This window comes from Catellatospora vulcania, assembly GCF_009720385.1.
Taxonomy (GTDB): Bacteria; Actinomycetota; Actinomycetes; order Mycobacteriales; family Micromonosporaceae; genus Catellatospora; species Catellatospora vulcania.
In genome coordinates this window covers 750,007-766,728 of sequence record NZ_ML769301.1, presented here as the reverse complement: position 1 = coordinate 766,728, position 16,722 = coordinate 750,007, and the positions used below count along the sequence as shown (strand labels likewise).

Below are 16,722 nucleotides of genomic sequence, written 5' to 3'. Positions count from 1 at the left end.
GCTGGCTAGCCTGCGCGGATGGCATACCTATGGATCGCGCTCGCCATCGTCACCACCATCTGCCTGCTCAATCTGCTCCTGGCCTTCGGCATGATCCGCCGCCTGCGCGAGCACGCCGCGCTGCTGTCCAAGGTGCCGACCGGGCCTACGGCCACGGATTTGATCCTCCCGGCGGGCGCGCAGATCGGCTCCTTCTCCGCCGTCACCACCGCCGGCGAGGCGGTCTCCACCGCCTCGTTCGCCGACGGGACACTCGTCGGCTTCTTCTCGCCCGGCTGCGCGCCCTGCCGCGAGCGCCTGCCCGAGTTCGTCGCCTACGCCGCTGAGCTCGGTGGCCGGGACCGGGTATTCGCCGTCGTGGTCGCCGATGTGGCCGCCGAGGCCACCGCCACCGTCGAGCAGCTGTCCGACGTGGCACGGGTGGTGCTGGAGAAGGACGAGGGACCGGTCGCCGCCGCCTTCGGCGTGAAGGGCTTCCCCGCGGTCGGCCTCGTCTCCGCCGACGGGACGATGGTGGCGAGCGGCTCCATGCTCTCCGGTCTGCCCCGGCCCGCCGCCGTATGACGACCGAGTTCACCGCCGCCGCCCCGCCCAGCCGCCGGGAGCTGCTGCGCGCGGGCAGGCTCGCGGCCGTCATCGCGCGCCGAGGGGCCGCCGCCACCACCGCCTCGTACGCCGTCGGCACCCTCGCCGGGGCGGCGGTGCCGGTGGCCGGCGCCTGGCTTACCAAGATGCTGCTCGATCTGATCACCACCGGCGGGACCGTGGCCGCGGTCACGGCGGTCGCCTGCGGCCTCGCGGTCGCGGGCCTCGCCACCGCGGCGCTTCCCCAGCTGACCCAGTACCTGCGGACGCAGCTCGACCAGCGCGTCGCCCTGCTGGCGCAGGATGAGCTCTACCGCGCGGTGGAACGGTTCAGCGGGCTGGCCTACTTCGAGAACCCCGCCTTCCTGGACCGGCTCCGGCTGGCGCAGCAGGGCGCCGCCGCACCGGCTCAGGTGGTCGACGGCTCCCTCGGCGTGACCCGGGGTGTGCTGACACTGCTCGGCTTCCTCGGCTCGCTCGCCGTGATCAGCCCGGTCATGACGCTGGCGGTCCTCGCGACGGCGGTGCCGACACTCCTCCTGGAGCTGCAGCTCTCCCGGCGGCGGGCGGCGATGATCTGGGACCTGGGCCCGACCGAGCGGCGCGAGTTCTTCTACCGCAACCTCCTCGGCAGCGTCGACGCCGCCAAGGAGATCCGGTTGTTCGGCACCGGCGGCTTCCTGCGCGGGCGGATGCTGGCCGAACTGCGGGAGGTGTTCGGGGCCAAGCGCCGGATGGACCGCCGCGAGCTGACCACCCAGGGCGGGCTCGCCGCGCTGAGCGCGATCGTCGCCGGGGCGGGCCTGGTCTGGGCCGCTCGGCAGGCGCACGCCGGGGCGCTCACGGTCGGCGACGTCGCCATGTTCCTCGTCGTCGTGCCGGGCGTGCTGGGCGCGATGCAGCAGCTGATCGTGTCGGTGGCCCACACGCACCAGCAGCTCACCGTCTTCCACCACTACGCGATGGTCGTCAACGCCGAGCCGGACCTGCCGCTGAGTGCCGACCCTCGCGCGCTGCCCGCGCTGCGGCGCGGCATCGAGCTGCGCGACGTGTGGTTCCGCTACAGCGACGAGCACCCGTGGGTGCTGCGCGGGGTGAACCTGTTCATTCCGCACGGCACGACGGTCGGGCTCGTCGGCCTCAACGGCGCCGGCAAGAGCACCCTGGTGAAGCTGGTCTGCCGGTTCTACGACCCCGACCGTGGCACCATCGCATGGGACGGCGTGGACCTGCGCGACGTGGAGATCACGGAGTTGCGCGCGCGCATCGGCGCCGTGTTCCAGGACTACATGAGCTATGACCTCACCGCCGCCGACAACATCGGGCTCGGCGACATCGCGAGCATCGACGACCGGCCGGTGCTGGTCGCCGCGGCGCAGCGGGCGGGCGTCCACGCCGCGGTCGAGGCGCTGCCCCGAGGGTACGACACGATGCTGAGCCGGATGTTCTTCGGCGAGTCCGACCAGGGCGATCCAGAGACCGGAGTCCGCTTCTCCGGCGGGCAGTGGCAACGGCTGGCGCTGGCCCGCGCGTTCCTGCGGGACAAGCGGGACCTGATGATCCTCGACGAGCCGAGCGCGGGCCTCGACGCCCAGGCCGAGTTCGAGGTGCACCAGCGGCTGCGGGAGCACCGGGCGGACCGGACGAGCCTGCTCATCTCCCACCGGCTCGGCTCGCTGCGCGACGCCGACAGCATCGTCGTGCTCGCCGACGGGGTCGTCGCCGAGCAGGGGGACCACGTGACGCTGATGGCCGCCGACGGCGCATACGCGCAGCTGTTCCAGTTGCAGGCCGCCGGCTACCAGCTGTCGGAGCCGGCGGGCCGCGGCGATTAGAACAGGAACTCGGCGGCCATGCGGTCCTTCAGGTCGCCCTCGTCGCCCCGGCTGAGCTTCTCCAGCAGCACGGTGGCGAAGCGTTCGCGGTTCACGTCCCCGTGCGACCGCGACAGGTCCCAGGCCGACCGCAGATCGGCCGCCATCTCGCTGCTCTGCCCCAGCCGCTGGTACGCCGCGGCGCGCCACATCAGTGCCTGCCAGCTGTGGCGGTGCGCCGAGGTGGCCCGGCACCGGGCGAGCGCATCGGTCAGCCTGCCCACGGCGCGCAGATCGCTGCCGCGCAGGCAGTCGGTGATGCCCATCGCGGCCAGGGTGATCGCCTCGCCGGTGAGGTCCCGCTCGGCCTGGCGGACCGCCAGCGCCTGCTCGAACGAAGTCTCCGCCTCGGCGTAACGACCCAGGCGGCACAGGACCTCCCCGGCCTCGTGCAGCGCCTGGCTCGCCGCCAGCCGCAGGCCGTGCCGGTCGTAGAGCGCCGCGCCGTCCTTGAGCCGGGCCAGTCCCGTCCCGAGGTCACCTGAGCGGACCAGCGTCTGACCCAGCGCCGTCAGGCAGTCGGCGACGCCGTGCTCGTCGCCGAAGCGGCGCCGCAGCTCGCCCGCCCGCTCCAGATAGGAGACGGCCTGGCCGAACGTGCCGCGGGCCCGGCAGACGGCGGCGAGGCACACCATCGCCTCCGCCTCGGCGTGCCAGGCGGCATCACGCACGGCGACGGCCCGCGACAGCTGGGCCAGCTCGTCCAGGTCGTCCCAGCTGTCGTCGGCCGCGAGGTACTGGTGCAGGCAGGAGAGCAGGAGCGGCACGAAGCGGGCGACGGCGGCGCGCTCGTCGGCCACCTGGCGCGCCAGCGTCAGCAGGTTGGCCCGCTCCTGATCCAGCCACGCCGTCGCCGCTAACGCGTCGGCGAACTCCAGCCGTGGGACGGTCTCGAAGAACCCGTCGTCGCGGGCCGGCCGGAACGCGGGGTGCACCAGTTCCCAGGCCCGGCGCGCCGTGCAGAGATAGAAGCACAGCAGGCGGTGCAGCGCCTCGGGACGGCCCGCGACGGTGAGGTCGCCGGCGAACAGCCGGACCAGGTCGCCGATCCGGAACCGGCCGGGCCCGGTCTGCTCGACCAGGCGCTGCTCGATCAGCTGGTCGAAGGCCGGCGCCGCCTGAGCGGATGGCAGGTCGCCCAGGGCGGCGACCGCGTTGAGCGTGAACTCGTCGATGCGGACCAGGCCGAGCAGCCCGAGCAGGGCCGCGGCGTCGCCGCCGACCGCGCGGAAGCTCAGCTCGACGCTGGAGCGGACGGCCAGATCGCCGAATGCGAGCGTATCGAGCCGGGTCCGCTCGTCGGAGAGCTGCCGGACCAGTTCGCCGATGCTCCACAGCGGCCGGGCGGCCAGACGGGCGCCGGCGATGCGCAGGGCGAGCGGCGACCGGTCGCAGAGCACCGCCAGGCGCGCGGTCTCTGCCGGCTCGGCCGCGATCCGCTCGGGTCCGCACACCGCCGCCAGTAGCTGCGCCGCGTCCTGCTCGGTGAGGCGGTTCACCTCGATGTGGACGGCGCGGTCGATCGTCGCGAGCATCCGCCGACTGGTGATCATGACGACCGTGCCGCCCCCGCCGACCAGCAGCGGGCGGACCTGCTCCGCGCTGGTCGCGTTGTCCAGCAGCACGATCATCTGGCGCCCTACCACGAAGGACCGGTAGCGCGCCGACGCCTCCGCCTCGCTCTGCGGCATCTGATCGGCCGGCACGCCGAGCGTCCGGATGACCCGTCGCAGCACGTCCACCGGAGCCTGGGGCTGCCCGCCGGGTCCGCCCAGGTCCACATAGATCTGGCCGTCGGGAAACGACGGCGCGATCTGGTGGGCGACATGGACCGCGAGCGCCGACTTGCCGACGCCGCCGGTGCCGTAGAAGGCGATGGTCGGCACGTCCGCCAGCGCGCCCGTCGCCATCGCGACCTCTCGGTCCCGCCCCACGAGGCGCGCCACGTCAGAGGGGAGCTCCCGCGGGCGGATCTCCGTCCCGTCGGCGGCCCTCGACTCCGCCAGGAGCGCCGGATCGCGGCTGAGCACAGCCTGGTAGAGGGCGGACAGCTCCGTACCGGGGTCGACGCCGAGATCGCGGACGAGCGCGGAGCGGGCCTGCTCATAGGCGTCCAGGGCGCCCGCGATGTCGCCGGTGCGGTAGAGGGAGACGATGAGCTGCTGCCAGAGCTGCTCCCGGAGCGGGTGCTCGTAAGTGAGCTGCCGCAGTTCCGGGATGAGCTGCGCGTTCTCGCCAAGCTGCTGCCGGGCCGCGACCAGCTCCTCGATGACGGTGAGCCGCTGCTGGTCCAGCCCGGCGAGGCGCGTCGCGAGCAGGCCGGACTGGCAGGTGTCCTCGCCCGCCGGCCCCCGCCATCGCGCCAGCGCCTCCCGGAAGGCGCTGACCGCCTGCCGCAGCTCACCACGGCTCATCGCGGCCCGCCCGGCCGCCGCGCGCTGGGTGAAGACAGCGAGGTCGAACTCATCGTCGGCCGCCGTCAGCAGATAGCCGGGCGGGCGACCGGCGAGCCGGCTGTCACCGTTGCCGTCGGTCAGCGTCAGGCGCAGCTGCGAGGCATAGGTGCGGATGTTCGCGATGGCCGAGGTGGGCGGATCACGTTCCCACAGGGCCGCGATGAGCCGGTTCACGGAGACGACTCGGTTGACGTCGAGCAGCAGCGAGGCGAGCAGCATCCGCTGTTTGACGGAGCCCGCGGCGACGGCGACCCCGTCCCGCCTGAGTTCCAACGGGCCGAGCAGGCGGAACTCCCAACCCATTCACGCCTCCCGATACGTCGCGAATGTCGATACTAGGCGTGCGGTGGCACGACAGGTTCCAGCCGCTTGACCACCAGGCCCCACAGCTGCTCATCGGTGAAGTAACCGCAGGTCCGGGAGTCGAAGCTGAGCTCGGCGTTGTCGCCGACCGCGACGAACCGGCCGGGGGGCACCGCCTGCTCGGCGGTGTCGCGCAGCGCCTCCACCGTGTCCCGCGGCACCTCGTCGCCCGGGACGGCGACCACCCGCTTGATCAGCCAGTCGCCGGTCACGCCGGCCCAGGCGTCATCGGCGACGACGGCGGACTTCGCCACGCCCGGCACGGTCCAGGTGGCGCTCTCCGCCAGCGACGGGCGCGCCACCATGACCACGTCACCGTTGCGTACGCCGTCAAGGGCAGTGCGGCGGACGAGCACGCGGTCGCCCGGGTGCAGCGCCGGAGTCATGCTCTGGCCGTGGACCGTCACCACGGTCAGCCGCCCGCGCATCCGCCGGATCACCAGCGCGACGCAGACGGTGACGATCAACAGTCCGGCACCGGCGATGGTCCACATCGTCCCAGCATGCCGCCGCGACATACAAAACAGATACATCCCTGGATGCGTAGCGCGATCGGCCGGTTCGTGTACGCCGCGGCGTTAGCGTCAGCTACCCGTACGAAAGGAGCTTCAATGATCAAGCTGATCGAGCGTATCAGTGACCGCATGACCGCCTTCGTCGTGCCGAAGGCCGACGCGGCAGCAGCATGCCCGCCCTGCTACGTGACCGGCTGCTACTGCAGCGGGACACGGACGCAGGGTTACCGCTACTGCTACGCCTACGACGGGTACAACTGCTACAAGGTCTACAACGGCTGCGCCAGCAACTACTACAACTGCAACTGACCGGGGCACGGCGTGGTGGCGGCGTGCACTCCGCCCCACCACGCTGCCCGGATACCCATGAGCCGTTGCGAAGTCCGGCGAGTTCGACGCCCGAGTACTGGCCGTGTCGCATCCGCCGCCAAAGTCGTCAAGATCATGCCGCGTGAGTGAAGCTCGTGATCTTTGAGCGCAATTGCCAGCCGAGACCCTCGTAGAGCGCACGTCCTTCCTCTGTCCCGTGGAGTACTGCGGTCACAGCCCCTTGGTCTTTGGCTGCCACCGTCAGTGCGTTCATCACCGCTGTGCCCAAGCCGCGGCGCTGATGTGCGGGCTCGGTGGCGACACGATCCACGACGGCGACACCGTCCACCACGGCGGTGTATCCCGCCGCGGCGACCTCGCCCTCGAAATGTACGCGCACGTTGATGACGCCCGCGTCGGTCGTGGTGCTGAGGTCGTAGCCGGCGGGCACGCTCGACGGGATCTGCCGCAGCGTGGTCGTCATGATCGGCTCTGGCGGCGTGCTTTGCCAGGCCGGCCCGAGCAGGGCGGCTACCGCGTCCTCGGCGGTGACAACGATGATCACACCGTGCGGAGCGGTCGCGGACGTCGCCGCGCTGCGCACCGCGTCGAGGTCGTCGCGAAACACCAGACAGCGGGCACGGGTCTTCGGCCGGACCTCGTCGATCCGCAGGCCCCAGGCGGTCTCGATGGGCACGGAGTTGCGCCTGACTGCGGCCAAACCCTTTGCCCAGCTGCGGAGTACGTCTGTCACTTCATGCGAGATCATCCGCACGAGAGTACTCGTAGGTCAGAGGGCCGCCACCCGTCCACCAACACGAACAGGAATAGGCGCAACCAGGAACGGCGGGGCACCCAAGTCTGACGCGGCGGCCGAATTCCACGCGCGTGGGCGAAGATAGGGCATGACGTCTGGATTCTCCGGAGGCGATCCGCTCGTGGAGCGGATGCGCCCGTTCGGCACGACCATCTTCGCAACCATGTCGGCGCTCGCCGTGAAGACCGGGGCGGTCAACCTGGGGCAGGGGTTCCCCGATACGGACGGGCCTGCGGAGATGCTGTCCGCGGCCGCGGCCGCGCTGCGCGGCGGGTTCAACCAGTACCCGCCGGCTCCGGGCATGCCCGTGCTGCGTGAGGCCGTCGCCGCGCACCAGCGGCGCTTCTGGGGGCTCGAGTACGACCCGGACGGCGAGGTCGTCGTCACCGCCGGGGCCACCGAGGCGATCGCGGCCGCGATCCTCGCGCTGTGCGAGCCCGGCGACGAGGTCGTCTGCTTCGAGCCGTACTACGACTCGTACGCCGCGAGCATCGCGCTGGCCCGGGCGACCCGCCGCCCGGTGACGCTGCGCCCGGGTCCGGACGGGCGCTACGCGTTCGACCCCGACCAGCTGCGCGCCGCGTTCGGCCCCCGTACCCGGCTGGTGCTGCTCAACTCGCCGCACAACCCGACCGGCAAGGTGTTCACCCGCGAGGAACTCCAGCTCGTCGCCGACCTGTGCCAGGAGTTCGGCGCGTACGCCGTCACCGACGAGGTCTACGAGCACCTGGTCTTCGACGACGCCGGCTCACCGCACGTGCCGCTGGCGACGCTGCCCGGCATGCGCGAGCGCACCCTGCGCATCTCCTCGGCCGGCAAGACGTTCTCGTGCACCGGCTGGAAGGTCGGCTGGGCCAGTGGACCGGCATCGCTGGTCTCTGCGGTGCTGCGGGTCAAGCAGTTCCTCACCTTCGTCAATGCCGGCCCGCTGCAACCCGCCGTCGCGGTCGCACTGAACCTGCCCGACACCTACTTCACCGGCTTCACCGCCGGCCTGCAGTCCCAACGCGACCAGTTGCGCGCCGGCCTGGCCGAGGCCGGTTTCGGCGTGCTCCAGGCCGAGGGCACCTACTTCCTCACCGCCGACATCCGCCCGCTCGGCGGCACCGACGGCGTCGACTTCTGCCTGGCCCTCCCCGAACGCAGCGGCGTGGTCGCCATCCCCTCCCAGGTCTTCTACGACGACAAGGACGCCGGCCGCCACCTGATCCGCTTCGCCTTCTGCAAACGCCCCGAAGTGATCACCGAAGCCACAACCCGCCTCAACCCCTGACCCGCCCACCCGCCCACCCGCGGCCCGCGGCCCGCGGCCCGCGGCCCGCGGCCCGCGGCGACGATCTTGCGCGGACTGTGGGTACGACACGCACCAATGCCGCGAAACGGCAGCAGTCCAAGCAAGATCGTCGTGATCATGGGCGGGCGCAGGTCGGCGTGTTCAAGGTCGTGCTTGTTCGATCGTGGTTCGGGCGGGCGATCGGCCGGCGGCGGTCAGGCGTTGTCGTCGGGCGCGGCCGGGGCGTCCATCTTGCGCCGCCATACCTCGTGGTCGTAGAGCAGGCTGGCGACGGCGTGCACCGCGATATAGATCATCGAGACCACCAGCAGGAAGAAGCCGAGGATCCACCCGACTGCGCCCGCCCCGCCGGAAGGGCTGGCGCCGGCGGCGAGCGCGAGCGCGATCAGGCCCGCGACCGCGAGGACCAACGCGGTCGAGCGGTAAATCTTGCTCGCGGCTGGATGCATCCGCTCCTCCTTCGACGACCGCAGCCTAGAACACCGGCGCTAAGGCAGGCCGTCCCACGCGAGTGACCGGCCCGCGCGGCTACGGGACGAAGGAGAGGAACAGGAACACGCCGAAGATGGTCAGGTGGACCATGCCCTGCATCAGGGTGGCCCGGCCGGGTGCGACGGTCAGCGTGGTGACCACGACCGTGATCACGAGCAGCACGATGTCCTTCGGGTCGAGGCCGAGCACGAGCGTGTTCTGGAGCCAGATCGAGGCGATGGCGATCGCCGGGATGGTCAGGCCGATGCTGGCCACCGCGGAGCCCAGGGCCAGGTTGAAGCTGGTCTGGATCTTGTTGCGGGAAGCTGCGCGGACTGCGGCGGCGGTCTCCGGCAGCAGCACCAGCAGGGCGATCACCACGCCGACCACGGCGCGCGGCGCGCCCGCGACGGCGACCACGTGCTCGATCGCCGGGGACTCGACCTTCGCCAGGCCGACCACGGCCACCAGGCAGAGCAGCAGCATGAACAGGCTGACCGCGGCCGCTTTGCGGCCGGGCCCGGCACCGTGGTCGTCGTCGCCTTCGGTCTCCAGCGGCAGGAAGTAGTGCCGGTGCCGGATGGTCTGCACGAAGACGAACGCCGCGTACAGCACCAGCGAGGCGGTGCCGGCGAAGGCGAGCTGCGGCCCGGAGTAGGTCGGCCCGGGACTGCTGGTGGTGAACGACGGCAGCACCAGTGCCAGGGCGGCGACGGTGCTGAGCGTGGCCAGGGTGGCGGTGACGCCTTCGACGTGGAACTCGACTTCGCGATGGCGCAGACCGCCGACCAGCAGGCATAGTCCGACCACGCCGTTGCACACGATCATGAACGCTGCGAAGACCGTATCCCGGGCGAGCGTGGAGGGGCCCTCCGGGCCGGAGGTCATCAGCATGATGATCAGCCCGACCTCGATCGCGGTCACCGCGACGGCGAGGATGAGCGTGCCGAACGGCTCGCCGACGTGGTGCGCGACGATCTCGGCGTGGTGCACGGCCACCACGACGGCGGCGACCAGTGCGATGCCGACGATCACCAGGCCCACGCCGCCGACCTTGTGGCCCCAGGCCGCCACGAGCACGATCACGCACAGCGGCGGGATCAGCGCCCACCACGACAGCGCGCGTGCGGCTTTGAGCATGTACCGAGGCTACGCGGACAAACCTCACCTACCGGCCATAATCCCTGCAACAGGGCAGTGGCTGTGCCCGTGCCGCGCGGTGGCACTAGATTCTGCGGGTGCTCTCACGATCCCTCGCCGCGGTGCCGCTGCGACTGACCGCCCTGGCCGCCGTGCTCGGACTCGCCGCCTGCGGCAGCACCGCGCCGAGCGCGGCCGGACCGTCCGATCCGGTCTTCGTGGCGCCCTCCGGCACGGTCGCGCCCTCATCGTCGGCGGCCGCGAGCCCCAGCGTGAAGCCGTCGCCCACCGCCGGGCCGTGCGGGGTGTTCCCGGCCGACAGCGTCTGGCGGGCGGACGTGTCGAAACTTCCCGTGCACCGCTCCTCGGGCACGCTCGTGAACAGCATCGGCGCGGCCGCGCACATGCACCCCGACTTCGGCGCGGGCCTGTGGGAGGGTGCGCCGATCGGCATCCCCGTCACCGCGGTCAAGCCCGGCCAGAAGACCGTCAAGGTCAGCTTCGAGTACGCGGGCGAGAGCGACAAGGGCCCCTACCCCGTGCCCGCCGACGCCAAGGTCGAGGGCGGGCGCAGCAGCGACGGCGACCGGCACGTCATCCTGTACGACGCCGCGGGGTGCAAGGTGTACGAGCTGTACGCGGCGTACCCGTCCGGCTCGGGCTGGCGGGCAGGCTCCGGCGCGATCTTCGACCTGCGCTCCCACAAGCTGCGACCCGCGGGCTGGACCTCGGCCGACGCGGCGGGGCTGTCCATCTTCGCCGGGCTGGTCCGCTACGAGGAAGTCGCCGCCGGGCGCATCACGCACGCCCTGCGCATCACCGTGCCGCGCTCGCGCGACACCTACGTCTGGCCCGCCCGCCACGCCGCTTCGAACTCCTCCGACGCCGCACTGCCGCCGATGGGTCTGCGACTGCGCCTGAAGGCGAACGTCGACACCTCCAAGATGCCCAAGCAGGCCCGGATCATCGCGGAGGCGATGAAGAAGTACGGCGTGATCGTCGCCGACAACGGCTCGCCCTGGTACCTGTCCGGCTCCCCGGACGACCGCTGGTCCAACGACGCGCTGCGCGCGCTGAAGAACCTGCAGGGCTCCGACTTCGAGGCCGTCGACACCGCCGCGCTGATGGGCAGCAAGAACTCCGGTGCTGTCCGCGGGTGATCTCGTGGCTCAGAGCACGGTCGTGGTGACCGTCGCGGGCAGGCCGAGGAAGCGGCCGTGGTGGTCGGCGGCGGCCCGCACGGCCGCGGCCCGGTCGGCGTCGAGCGGGGCGTAGACCAGCACCTCGATCGCGACGTCGGTGCGGCCGACGGTGCGTTTCCAGTGCCCGGCGACCTGGCTGTCGATGATCAGCACACCGTTGTAGACGGGCCGGTCCCACCGCTGCCCGCCGCCCACGCCGCCGACGTCGAGCAGGTGCTTGCTCTCGGTGTAGCCCACGATGTACTCGTCATACCCCTGCAGCAGGTGCGCGACCGGCCCGTCCGGAGCGGACGGCGGAGGCGGCTCCCCGGCGAACCAATAGGTCAGCCCGTCCACCTCCAGGCTCCGCACGTGACTGCGGACCATGTCCAGGCCGCGGCGGATCTCGGCCTGGGTGAGGCTGGACCACCAGCGGAAGTCCTTCACGGTGGCCGGGCCGTGGCTGGTGAAGTAGCGCAGGGTCAGCTCGGCGAGCGCGGCGTCGGGGTCGAGCACCCGGGCATGCGGCGCGCGCTCTGCCAGCAGCGCATAGGTGTGCTGCTTGCCCCGCATCGCCCCACTGCAGATCAGGCCGTTGAGCTCGGCGTTCATCAGGATGTACGCCATCCGGAAGCCCTCGGTGCCGATGCCCGCCGCCTGGAACAGCGCGGTCAACTCCTTGCGGGTGAGCTGCGTGCCTGCCAGCGCCTCGACCAGCATCGCGTCGCAGCGCCCGCGCAGTTGCTCGTCGAGGCCGAGCTGCCGGTAGTAGTAGGCGTTGAGCTGGTGCACCCGCGGGCCGGTCAGCGCCAGCACCCAGCCGATGTCGTCCGGGGTCAGGAAGTGCCAGGTCGGCCGCAGCGCGTGGGTCCGCAGCAGCGCGCCGTCGCCGAAGTCACGGTGCACCCCGTGCTCGTGGGCGTCCGTGATGCGCTCGCCGAGCGACCAGGTCGCCGGGCCGTAGTCCTGCGACTGCACCGCGCCCAGCCGGCCGACCACGTCCTGGGGCGTGGTGTCGGCAGGGGCGTGCAGGCCGAGGTTGCGCATCCGCCACGAGGCCAGAGCAAGTGCGTCCATCACCGCCGATGCTAACCGCGGCGTACGACAGGGTCGCCGCACCGGACCGCGCCCGCGCGTTCGACGTGGGCCAGCACGCCGAAGGTCAGCTCGTTGGCGGCCGCGACGGCGCGCAGGATCCGCCCGTCGTGCGGCAGCTCCTGCTGCGCGTTGTTGACCATGACGCAGCGGGGCATCCGCTTGGCGACCCGCAGCACGACCTCGTCGCCGACGTGCAGGGCCTGCCCCAGCCAGCCGTCCTCCAGCAGCGCGGACACGCCCGGCACATCGATCACGATGTTGGCGCGGAAGCGCCGCGGGTCGACCGGCCCGCCCAGCAGCGCGGCCAGGTGCCGCAGCGACGCGGTCGTCAGCACGTGCAGCGGACCCTCGTCGAAGTGCGACACGTCCTCCTCCGCGGTCAGCGTCACCGGCTCGCCGATGTGCCTGCTCAGCGCGGCATGCACCGCCGGGTCGTCGCCGCGCACCGACACGCCGGACGGGAACCCCAGCACCGGCACCGCGCCGTCGTACCGCGCGGTCAGCTGGAACAGTCCGTCCATCTGCCGGAACCGGCGGGTGCTCTTGCCGCTGCCGAAGCGGCCGTCCGCGCCGCGCACCGCCCACCGGCGATCCCCGGCGAGCCCGCGCGGCTGCACCACCGCCCCGGTGAGCGTCTCCCCCAGCAGCGACTTGACCGGGAAGCGCCGTAGCTCGCCGATCGTGCCGACCATCATGATCCGATCACCCGAGCAGTATGCCGCGCACGGCCGCGTGCGGCAGGATGGCGGGGTGGAGCTGGAGCCCTTTCTGCGTACGGCCGAGGCGCTGCTCGCCGTGCCGTCGACCGCCGACCGTCCCGACCAGCTGCACCGTGCGCTGGACCTGGTCCTCGACTCGGTCGGGCCGGGCTTCGCCGTGGAACGGTTCGAGTCGGCGGGCAAGCCGAGCGCGCTGCTCTACCGCGACACCGGGGCCGGTCGGCCGGAGTTCCGGGTGATCCTCAACGGGCACCTGGACGTGGTGCCCGCCGCCCCCGAGCAGTTCACGCCGCGCCGTGAGGGCGAGCGCCTGTACGCCCGCGGTGCGCAGGACATGAAGATCTCGGCGCTGGTGATGGCGCACGTGTTCGCCGAGCTCGCGCCGAGCCTGCCGTACCCGCTGGCGTTGCAGCTGGTCACCGACGAGGAGATCGGCGGGCGCAACGGCACCCTGCACCAGCTGGAGCAGGGGGTCACCGGGCAGTTCGTGGTGATCGGCGAGTTCAGCGGGCTGGAGATCGTCACCGATTCGAAGGGCATCCTGCAGGCGCGGCTGACCGCCACCGGTCGCGCGGCGCACAGCGCGTACCCGTGGCAGGGCGACAACGCCCTGCTGCGGCTGACGGAGGCGATCCGGGCGCTGCACGCGGCGTATCCGCTGCCGACGGCGGAGGCGTGGGCCACCACGGTGAACCTGGCCCGGCTGGACACCCCGAACACGGCGTTCAACCAGGTCCCGGCGCTTGCCGAGGCCTGGCTCGACATCCGTTTCCCGCCCGGCGAGCCGGGCTTCGACGGGCGCACCGCCGAGCAGATCGCCGCGCACCTGGGCGAGCTCTGCGGGCCGGGCGTCACGGTGGCGGTCGAGCACGCCGACGCCCCGCACCATGCCGACCGTGACCGGCCCGAGGTGCGGGCGCTGCAGCAGGCGGCGCGGGCGCAGGGCTACCCGGCCGGGTTCCTGCGCAAGCACGGCGCGGCAGACGGGCGCTTCTACTCCCAGCGCGGCGTCGACGCGGTGATCTTCGGAATCGGCGGGGCGGGCCTGCACGGCCCTGAGGAGTACGCCGACCTCACCACGATCGTGCCGTACCACCGGGCGCTGCACACCTTCCTCACCGCGATCTGATGGCCGACCGGATGCGGAAAGTGGCGTTGGTGACCGGGTCGGCGTCGGGGATCGGGGCGGCGACGGCGCGGCGGCTGGCCGCGGACGGCATGACCGTGGTGGTCCACTCACGGTCGAGCCGTGCGGCCGGGACCGCGCTGGCCACGGCACTCGGCGGGACGTACCTGCAGGCGGATCTCGCCGACAACGACGCCGCGGCCGGGCTGGTCCCGCAGGTGCTCGCCGCGCACGGGCGGCTCGACGTGCTGGTGAACAACGCCGGTATCAGCTGGCCGGTCCCGCACGCGGAACTGGACGCGCTGACCGCCGCGGACTGGCGGCGGCTGCTCGACGTGAACCTGATCGCGCCCTGGCTGCTGTGCACGGCGGCGCTGCCCGCGCTGCGGGAGTCGAACGGCTGCGTCGTGAATGTGACCAGCCACGCGGGCGTCCGCCCGAAGGGCAGCTCGATCGCGTACGCCGCCAGCAAGGCCGCGCTGAACCATGTGACCAGGCTGCTGGCCGCCGCGCTCGGCCCCGACGTGCGCGTCAACGCCGTCGCCCCCGGACTGGTCGACACCCCGCTGACCGCCGACTGGGCCGACGCGCACGCGCTGTGGAACACGTCCAGTCCGATGCGCCGCCCGGCACAGCCGTCGGACGTCGCCGACCTCATCGCCGCCGTGATCGGCAACTCCTACCTGACCGGCGAGGTCATCATGCTCGACGGCGGCCTGAACCTGCGCTGACCGGCCCCGTGGCGGTGAGGTGCCACACCGGCGTCGGCCGATGGCCATCGACGGACCGGCGTTGAGGGAAGATGGCAACGTGACCGACGTACCGATCCGCGATGACATGATCCGCCTGGGCCAGTTCCTGAAGCTCGCCTCGGTGATCGAGACCGGTGGCGAGGCGAAACTGCGCATCGCCGCCGGAGAGGTGACCGTGAACGGCGAGGTGGAGGTGCGCCGCGGCCGCCAGCTGCACCGCGGCGACGTGGTCGTCATCGACGGGGAACGCCTGCGCGTCGCCTGAGTCAGTCGTTCGCCGTCACCGGGGCGGCCGCGCTCGGCCGTGGTCGCGCAAGGTTGGTCGCCGCGGCGGCGGCCGCGAGACCGAGTGCGAGGCCGAGCAGCAGGCGCGCGCCGGTGGTGTGCAGCAGGAACGCTCCGGGCAGCTGTGACGCCACCGCCGCCGAGGCCGCGGTGACCGCGACCGCGACGGGCCAGAACAGTCCCGGCCGCACCGGCCGGGCCGGCGGCTCGCCGTGCCAGGCCCGCAGCAGGCGGTGGCGGCCCACGTGCACGGCCAGCGCCAGCGCCGCCAGCGCGCCGCCGGCGGTGGACGCCAGGTCCAGCACCGGCGCGGGTTCGGTGAGCCGATCCCAGACCAGGTGGCTCGCGGCGGCCAGCAGCGCCGACCCCACGCTGACCACCAGCGCGGGCCGGCCCGTGCCGAGCACCCCGTAGTCGCGCAGCGCCAGCGCGGCGGGCCGCCGGGGCAGGTGCGCCGCGACCACGGCCGCCGCACGGCGCACCAGCAGCGCCCCGGCCAGGGTCACCGGCAGGCAGAACAGCACCACGCCGGGCCACTGGTGCGACAGCGGGAACACCGGCAGACCCGAGCCGTCCAGCGCGTACGCCAGATCAGGCGAGGCCGCCCCGACCGTCAGCGCCACGCCGTCGAACCAGCGGGGACGCCACAGTTTCAGCGGCAGTGGCAGCGCGGCATGCGAGGGGAACGTCAGCGGCACCGCCGCAGGCTAACCTCCCGTGTCCCGCCACCACCGCCCGCAAACGGTTTGATCGCCAGGATGCGGCAGGTCAGGATGGCCGGATGAGAATTCGCACCGCGCTGCCCGACGACGCCCCGGCCGTGGTCGCGCTGCGCGCCACCGTGTACCCCTACCTGGTGCGCGGGGTCGCCTCCACGCGGCAGATGATCGCCGAGCCGCCGGACGGGGACTGGACCGCGTTCGTGGTCGAAGCCGGCGGGCAGGTCGTGGGCTGGGTCTCGGCGTTCCGGAACATCACCAGCTCCGAGGCCGGCCTCGGTGAGATCTCGCTGCTGCACGTGCATCCCGAGCACCGCCGCCGGGGCGCCGGCGGGCTGCTGTTCGACGCCGCCGCCGGGCACCTGTCCGCGCTCGGCGTGCAGCGGGTGCGCACCTGGGTGCAGGAGGAATCGCTGGACTTCGCCCGCGGCCGCGGCTTCACGCCCAGCCGCGAGCTGCGCTACTCGGTGCTGGAGACCCGGTTCGCACCGCCCGCCCCGGCCGCGCCGGACGGCGTCACCGTCGTGCCGCTGTCCGGGCTGGACGAGCATGTCCTCTACGCGGCGTACGTCGCGGCCAGCGCCGACGAGCCCGGCGACATCCCCTCGGACGCGATCTCGTTCGACACCTGGCGCTACGAGGTGTGGGACAACCTCGGCCTGGACAAAGACGCCAGCGTCGCCGCCGTGGACGGCGGGCAGGTCGTCGCGTTCACCCTGGTCAAGCGGGACGGGGAGCGGATGTGGTCGGACATGACCGCGACGCTGCCCGAGCACCGCGGCCGCGGCCTGGCCCGGCTCGCGAAGACGGTGGCACTGCACCGGGCCGCCGCCGGCGGCGTCACCGCGGCGTACACCTCCAACGACGAGTCGAACGCGCCGATGCTCGCCGTCAACGCGCGCCTGGGCTACCGGCCCGTCACCGTCCAGTGGTCCTGCCTGGGCACGCTGCCCGGCCCGGACGCCGCCTGATCGCACCGCCAACGCGGTCGCGGCGGCGAGTTGCACCGGCGCGACCG

17 protein-coding genes are annotated in these 16,722 nt (G+C 72.4%); 9 read left to right on the top strand and 8 right to left on the bottom strand.

Annotated features, from left to right (window positions below):
- Window positions 1–18: 18 nt before the first annotated feature.
- The gene (locus tag F6W97_RS03405; protein WP_155368598.1) at window positions 19–564 is read left to right on the top strand and encodes a TlpA family protein disulfide reductase; all 546 of its coding nucleotides are present in this window, start codon (window positions 19–21) and stop codon (window positions 562–564) included.
- Window positions 561–2,420, top strand: a complete 1,860-nt coding sequence (locus F6W97_RS03400) for an ABC transporter ATP-binding protein (protein ID WP_155368597.1) — start codon at window positions 561–563, stop codon at window positions 2,418–2,420. The genes F6W97_RS03405 and F6W97_RS03400 overlap by 4 nt, the downstream gene beginning before the upstream one ends.
- Here F6W97_RS03400 and F6W97_RS03395 read toward each other — a convergent pair.
- Together F6W97_RS03395 and F6W97_RS40435 are read right to left on the bottom strand one after the other, a co-directional pair.
- The gene (locus tag F6W97_RS03395; protein ID WP_155368596.1) at window positions 2,417–5,218 is read right to left on the bottom strand and encodes an AfsR/SARP family transcriptional regulator; all 2,802 of its coding nucleotides are present in this window, start codon (window positions 5,216–5,218) and stop codon (window positions 2,417–2,419) included. The genes F6W97_RS03400 and F6W97_RS03395 overlap by 4 nt on opposite strands.
- Window positions 5,219–5,250: 32 nt before the next feature.
- Window positions 5,251–5,772 (bottom strand): S26 family signal peptidase, encoded by a 522-nt coding sequence (locus tag F6W97_RS40435; RefSeq protein ID WP_230686373.1) that lies wholly within the window; start codon window positions 5,770–5,772, stop codon window positions 5,251–5,253.
- 150 nt (window positions 5,773–5,922) lie between these two features.
- Here F6W97_RS40435 and F6W97_RS03385 point away from each other — a divergent pair, with 150 nt between their 5' ends.
- Window positions 5,923–6,102, top strand: coding sequence for a hypothetical protein (locus F6W97_RS03385; protein WP_155368595.1), 180 nt, complete (start codon window positions 5,923–5,925; stop codon window positions 6,100–6,102).
- Between the two features lie 133 nt (window positions 6,103–6,235).
- Here the strand turns inward: F6W97_RS03385 and F6W97_RS03380 are convergent, their stop codons facing one another.
- Window positions 6,236–6,871 (bottom strand): GNAT family N-acetyltransferase, encoded by a 636-nt coding sequence (locus tag F6W97_RS03380; protein WP_155368594.1) that lies wholly within the window; start codon window positions 6,869–6,871, stop codon window positions 6,236–6,238.
- 136 nt (window positions 6,872–7,007) lie between these two features.
- Between F6W97_RS03380 and F6W97_RS03375 the strand changes: the two genes are divergently transcribed.
- On the top strand, window positions 7,008–8,192 hold the full coding sequence (locus tag F6W97_RS03375; protein WP_155368593.1) for a pyridoxal phosphate-dependent aminotransferase: 1,185 nt from the start codon (window positions 7,008–7,010) through the stop codon (window positions 8,190–8,192).
- Between the two features lie 215 nt (window positions 8,193–8,407).
- Here F6W97_RS03375 and F6W97_RS03370 read toward each other — a convergent pair whose 3' ends face one another.
- The gene (locus F6W97_RS03370) at window positions 8,408–8,662 is read right to left on the bottom strand and encodes a hypothetical protein (protein WP_155368592.1); all 255 of its coding nucleotides are present in this window, start codon (window positions 8,660–8,662) and stop codon (window positions 8,408–8,410) included.
- 79 nt (window positions 8,663–8,741) lie between these two features.
- The gene (locus F6W97_RS03365; RefSeq protein ID WP_155368591.1) at window positions 8,742–9,824 is read right to left on the bottom strand and encodes a calcium:cation antiporter; all 1,083 of its coding nucleotides are present in this window, start codon (window positions 9,822–9,824) and stop codon (window positions 8,742–8,744) included.
- A gap of 98 nt (window positions 9,825–9,922) precedes the next feature.
- On the opposite strand from F6W97_RS03365, the gene F6W97_RS03360 reads away from it, so the two are divergent.
- A complete protein-coding gene (locus F6W97_RS03360; protein ID WP_230686372.1) occupies window positions 9,923–10,984 on the top strand; it encodes a hypothetical protein in 1,062 nt (353 codons plus the stop codon).
- 9 nt (window positions 10,985–10,993) lie between these two features.
- On the opposite strand, the gene F6W97_RS03355 is transcribed toward F6W97_RS03360, so the two are convergent.
- A complete protein-coding gene (locus tag F6W97_RS03355) occupies window positions 10,994–12,082 on the bottom strand; it encodes a winged helix DNA-binding domain-containing protein (RefSeq protein WP_155368590.1) in 1,089 nt (362 codons plus the stop codon).
- 11 nt (window positions 12,083–12,093) lie between these two features.
- Window positions 12,094–12,798, bottom strand: coding sequence for an MOSC domain-containing protein (locus F6W97_RS03350; protein WP_230686371.1), 705 nt, complete (start codon window positions 12,796–12,798; stop codon window positions 12,094–12,096).
- A gap of 55 nt (window positions 12,799–12,853) precedes the next feature.
- Between F6W97_RS03350 and F6W97_RS03345 the strand changes: the two genes are divergently transcribed.
- Genes F6W97_RS03345 through F6W97_RS03335 form a run of 3 tightly spaced genes read left to right on the top strand, consistent with a single transcriptional unit; the run spans window position 12,854 to window position 14,965 of the window.
- Window positions 12,854–13,951 carry a M20 family metallopeptidase gene (locus F6W97_RS03345; RefSeq protein WP_230686370.1) on the top strand — a complete coding sequence of 366 codons (1,098 nt, stop codon included), beginning with the start codon at window positions 12,854–12,856 and terminating at the stop codon, window positions 13,949–13,951.
- 29 nt (window positions 13,952–13,980) lie between these two features.
- The gene (locus tag F6W97_RS03340) at window positions 13,981–14,679 is read left to right on the top strand and encodes an SDR family NAD(P)-dependent oxidoreductase (protein WP_230686369.1); all 699 of its coding nucleotides are present in this window, start codon (window positions 13,981–13,983) and stop codon (window positions 14,677–14,679) included.
- Between the two features lie 40 nt (window positions 14,680–14,719).
- Window positions 14,720–14,965 (top strand): RNA-binding S4 domain-containing protein, encoded by a 246-nt coding sequence (locus tag F6W97_RS03335; protein WP_155368587.1) that lies wholly within the window; start codon window positions 14,720–14,722, stop codon window positions 14,963–14,965.
- 1 nt (window position 14,966) lies between these two features.
- Here F6W97_RS03335 and F6W97_RS03330 read toward each other — a convergent pair whose 3' ends face one another.
- Window positions 14,967–15,683: a DUF4184 family protein gene (locus F6W97_RS03330; protein ID WP_155368586.1), complete on the bottom strand. Its 717-nt coding sequence runs from the start codon at window positions 15,681–15,683 to the stop codon at window positions 14,967–14,969.
- 83 nt (window positions 15,684–15,766) lie between these two features.
- Between F6W97_RS03330 and F6W97_RS03325 the strand changes: the two genes are divergently transcribed.
- The gene (locus F6W97_RS03325) at window positions 15,767–16,675 is read left to right on the top strand and encodes a GNAT family N-acetyltransferase (RefSeq protein WP_155368585.1); all 909 of its coding nucleotides are present in this window, start codon (window positions 15,767–15,769) and stop codon (window positions 16,673–16,675) included.
- Window positions 16,676–16,722 lie beyond the last annotated feature (47 nt).

What these genes read in the sequence shown, in the direction of transcription:
- F6W97_RS03370 (WP_155368592.1), bottom strand. Translation starts at nt 8,662, where the DNA reads ATGCATCCAGCCGCGAGCAAGATTTACCGCTCGACCGCGTTGGTCCTC.
- F6W97_RS03365 (WP_155368591.1), bottom strand. Translation starts at nt 9,824, where the DNA reads ATGCTCAAAGCCGCACGCGCGCTGTCGTGGTGGGCGCTGATCCCGCCG.
- F6W97_RS03395 (WP_155368596.1), bottom strand. Translation starts at nt 5,218, where the DNA reads ATGGGTTGGGAGTTCCGCCTGCTCGGCCCGTTGGAACTCAGGCGGGAC.
- F6W97_RS03405 (WP_155368598.1), top strand. Translation starts at nt 19, where the DNA reads ATGGCATACCTATGGATCGCGCTCGCCATCGTCACCACCATCTGCCTG.
- F6W97_RS03375 (WP_155368593.1), top strand. Translation starts at nt 7,008, where the DNA reads ATGACGTCTGGATTCTCCGGAGGCGATCCGCTCGTGGAGCGGATGCGC.
- F6W97_RS03350 (WP_230686371.1), bottom strand. Translation starts at nt 12,798, where the DNA reads ATGATGGTCGGCACGATCGGCGAGCTACGGCGCTTCCCGGTCAAGTCG.
- F6W97_RS40435 (WP_230686373.1), bottom strand. Translation starts at nt 5,772, where the DNA reads ATGTGGACCATCGCCGGTGCCGGACTGTTGATCGTCACCGTCTGCGTC.
- F6W97_RS03380 (WP_155368594.1), bottom strand. Translation starts at nt 6,871, where the DNA reads ATGATCTCGCATGAAGTGACAGACGTACTCCGCAGCTGGGCAAAGGGT.
- F6W97_RS03355 (WP_155368590.1), bottom strand. Translation starts at nt 12,082, where the DNA reads ATGGACGCACTTGCTCTGGCCTCGTGGCGGATGCGCAACCTCGGCCTG.
- F6W97_RS03335 (WP_155368587.1), top strand. Translation starts at nt 14,720, where the DNA reads ATGGCCATCGACGGACCGGCGTTGAGGGAAGATGGCAACGTGACCGAC.
- F6W97_RS03400 (WP_155368597.1), top strand. Translation starts at nt 561, where the DNA reads ATGACGACCGAGTTCACCGCCGCCGCCCCGCCCAGCCGCCGGGAGCTG.
- F6W97_RS03385 (WP_155368595.1), top strand. Translation starts at nt 5,923, where the DNA reads ATGACCGCCTTCGTCGTGCCGAAGGCCGACGCGGCAGCAGCATGCCCG.
- F6W97_RS03325 (WP_155368585.1), top strand. Translation starts at nt 15,767, where the DNA reads ATGAGAATTCGCACCGCGCTGCCCGACGACGCCCCGGCCGTGGTCGCG.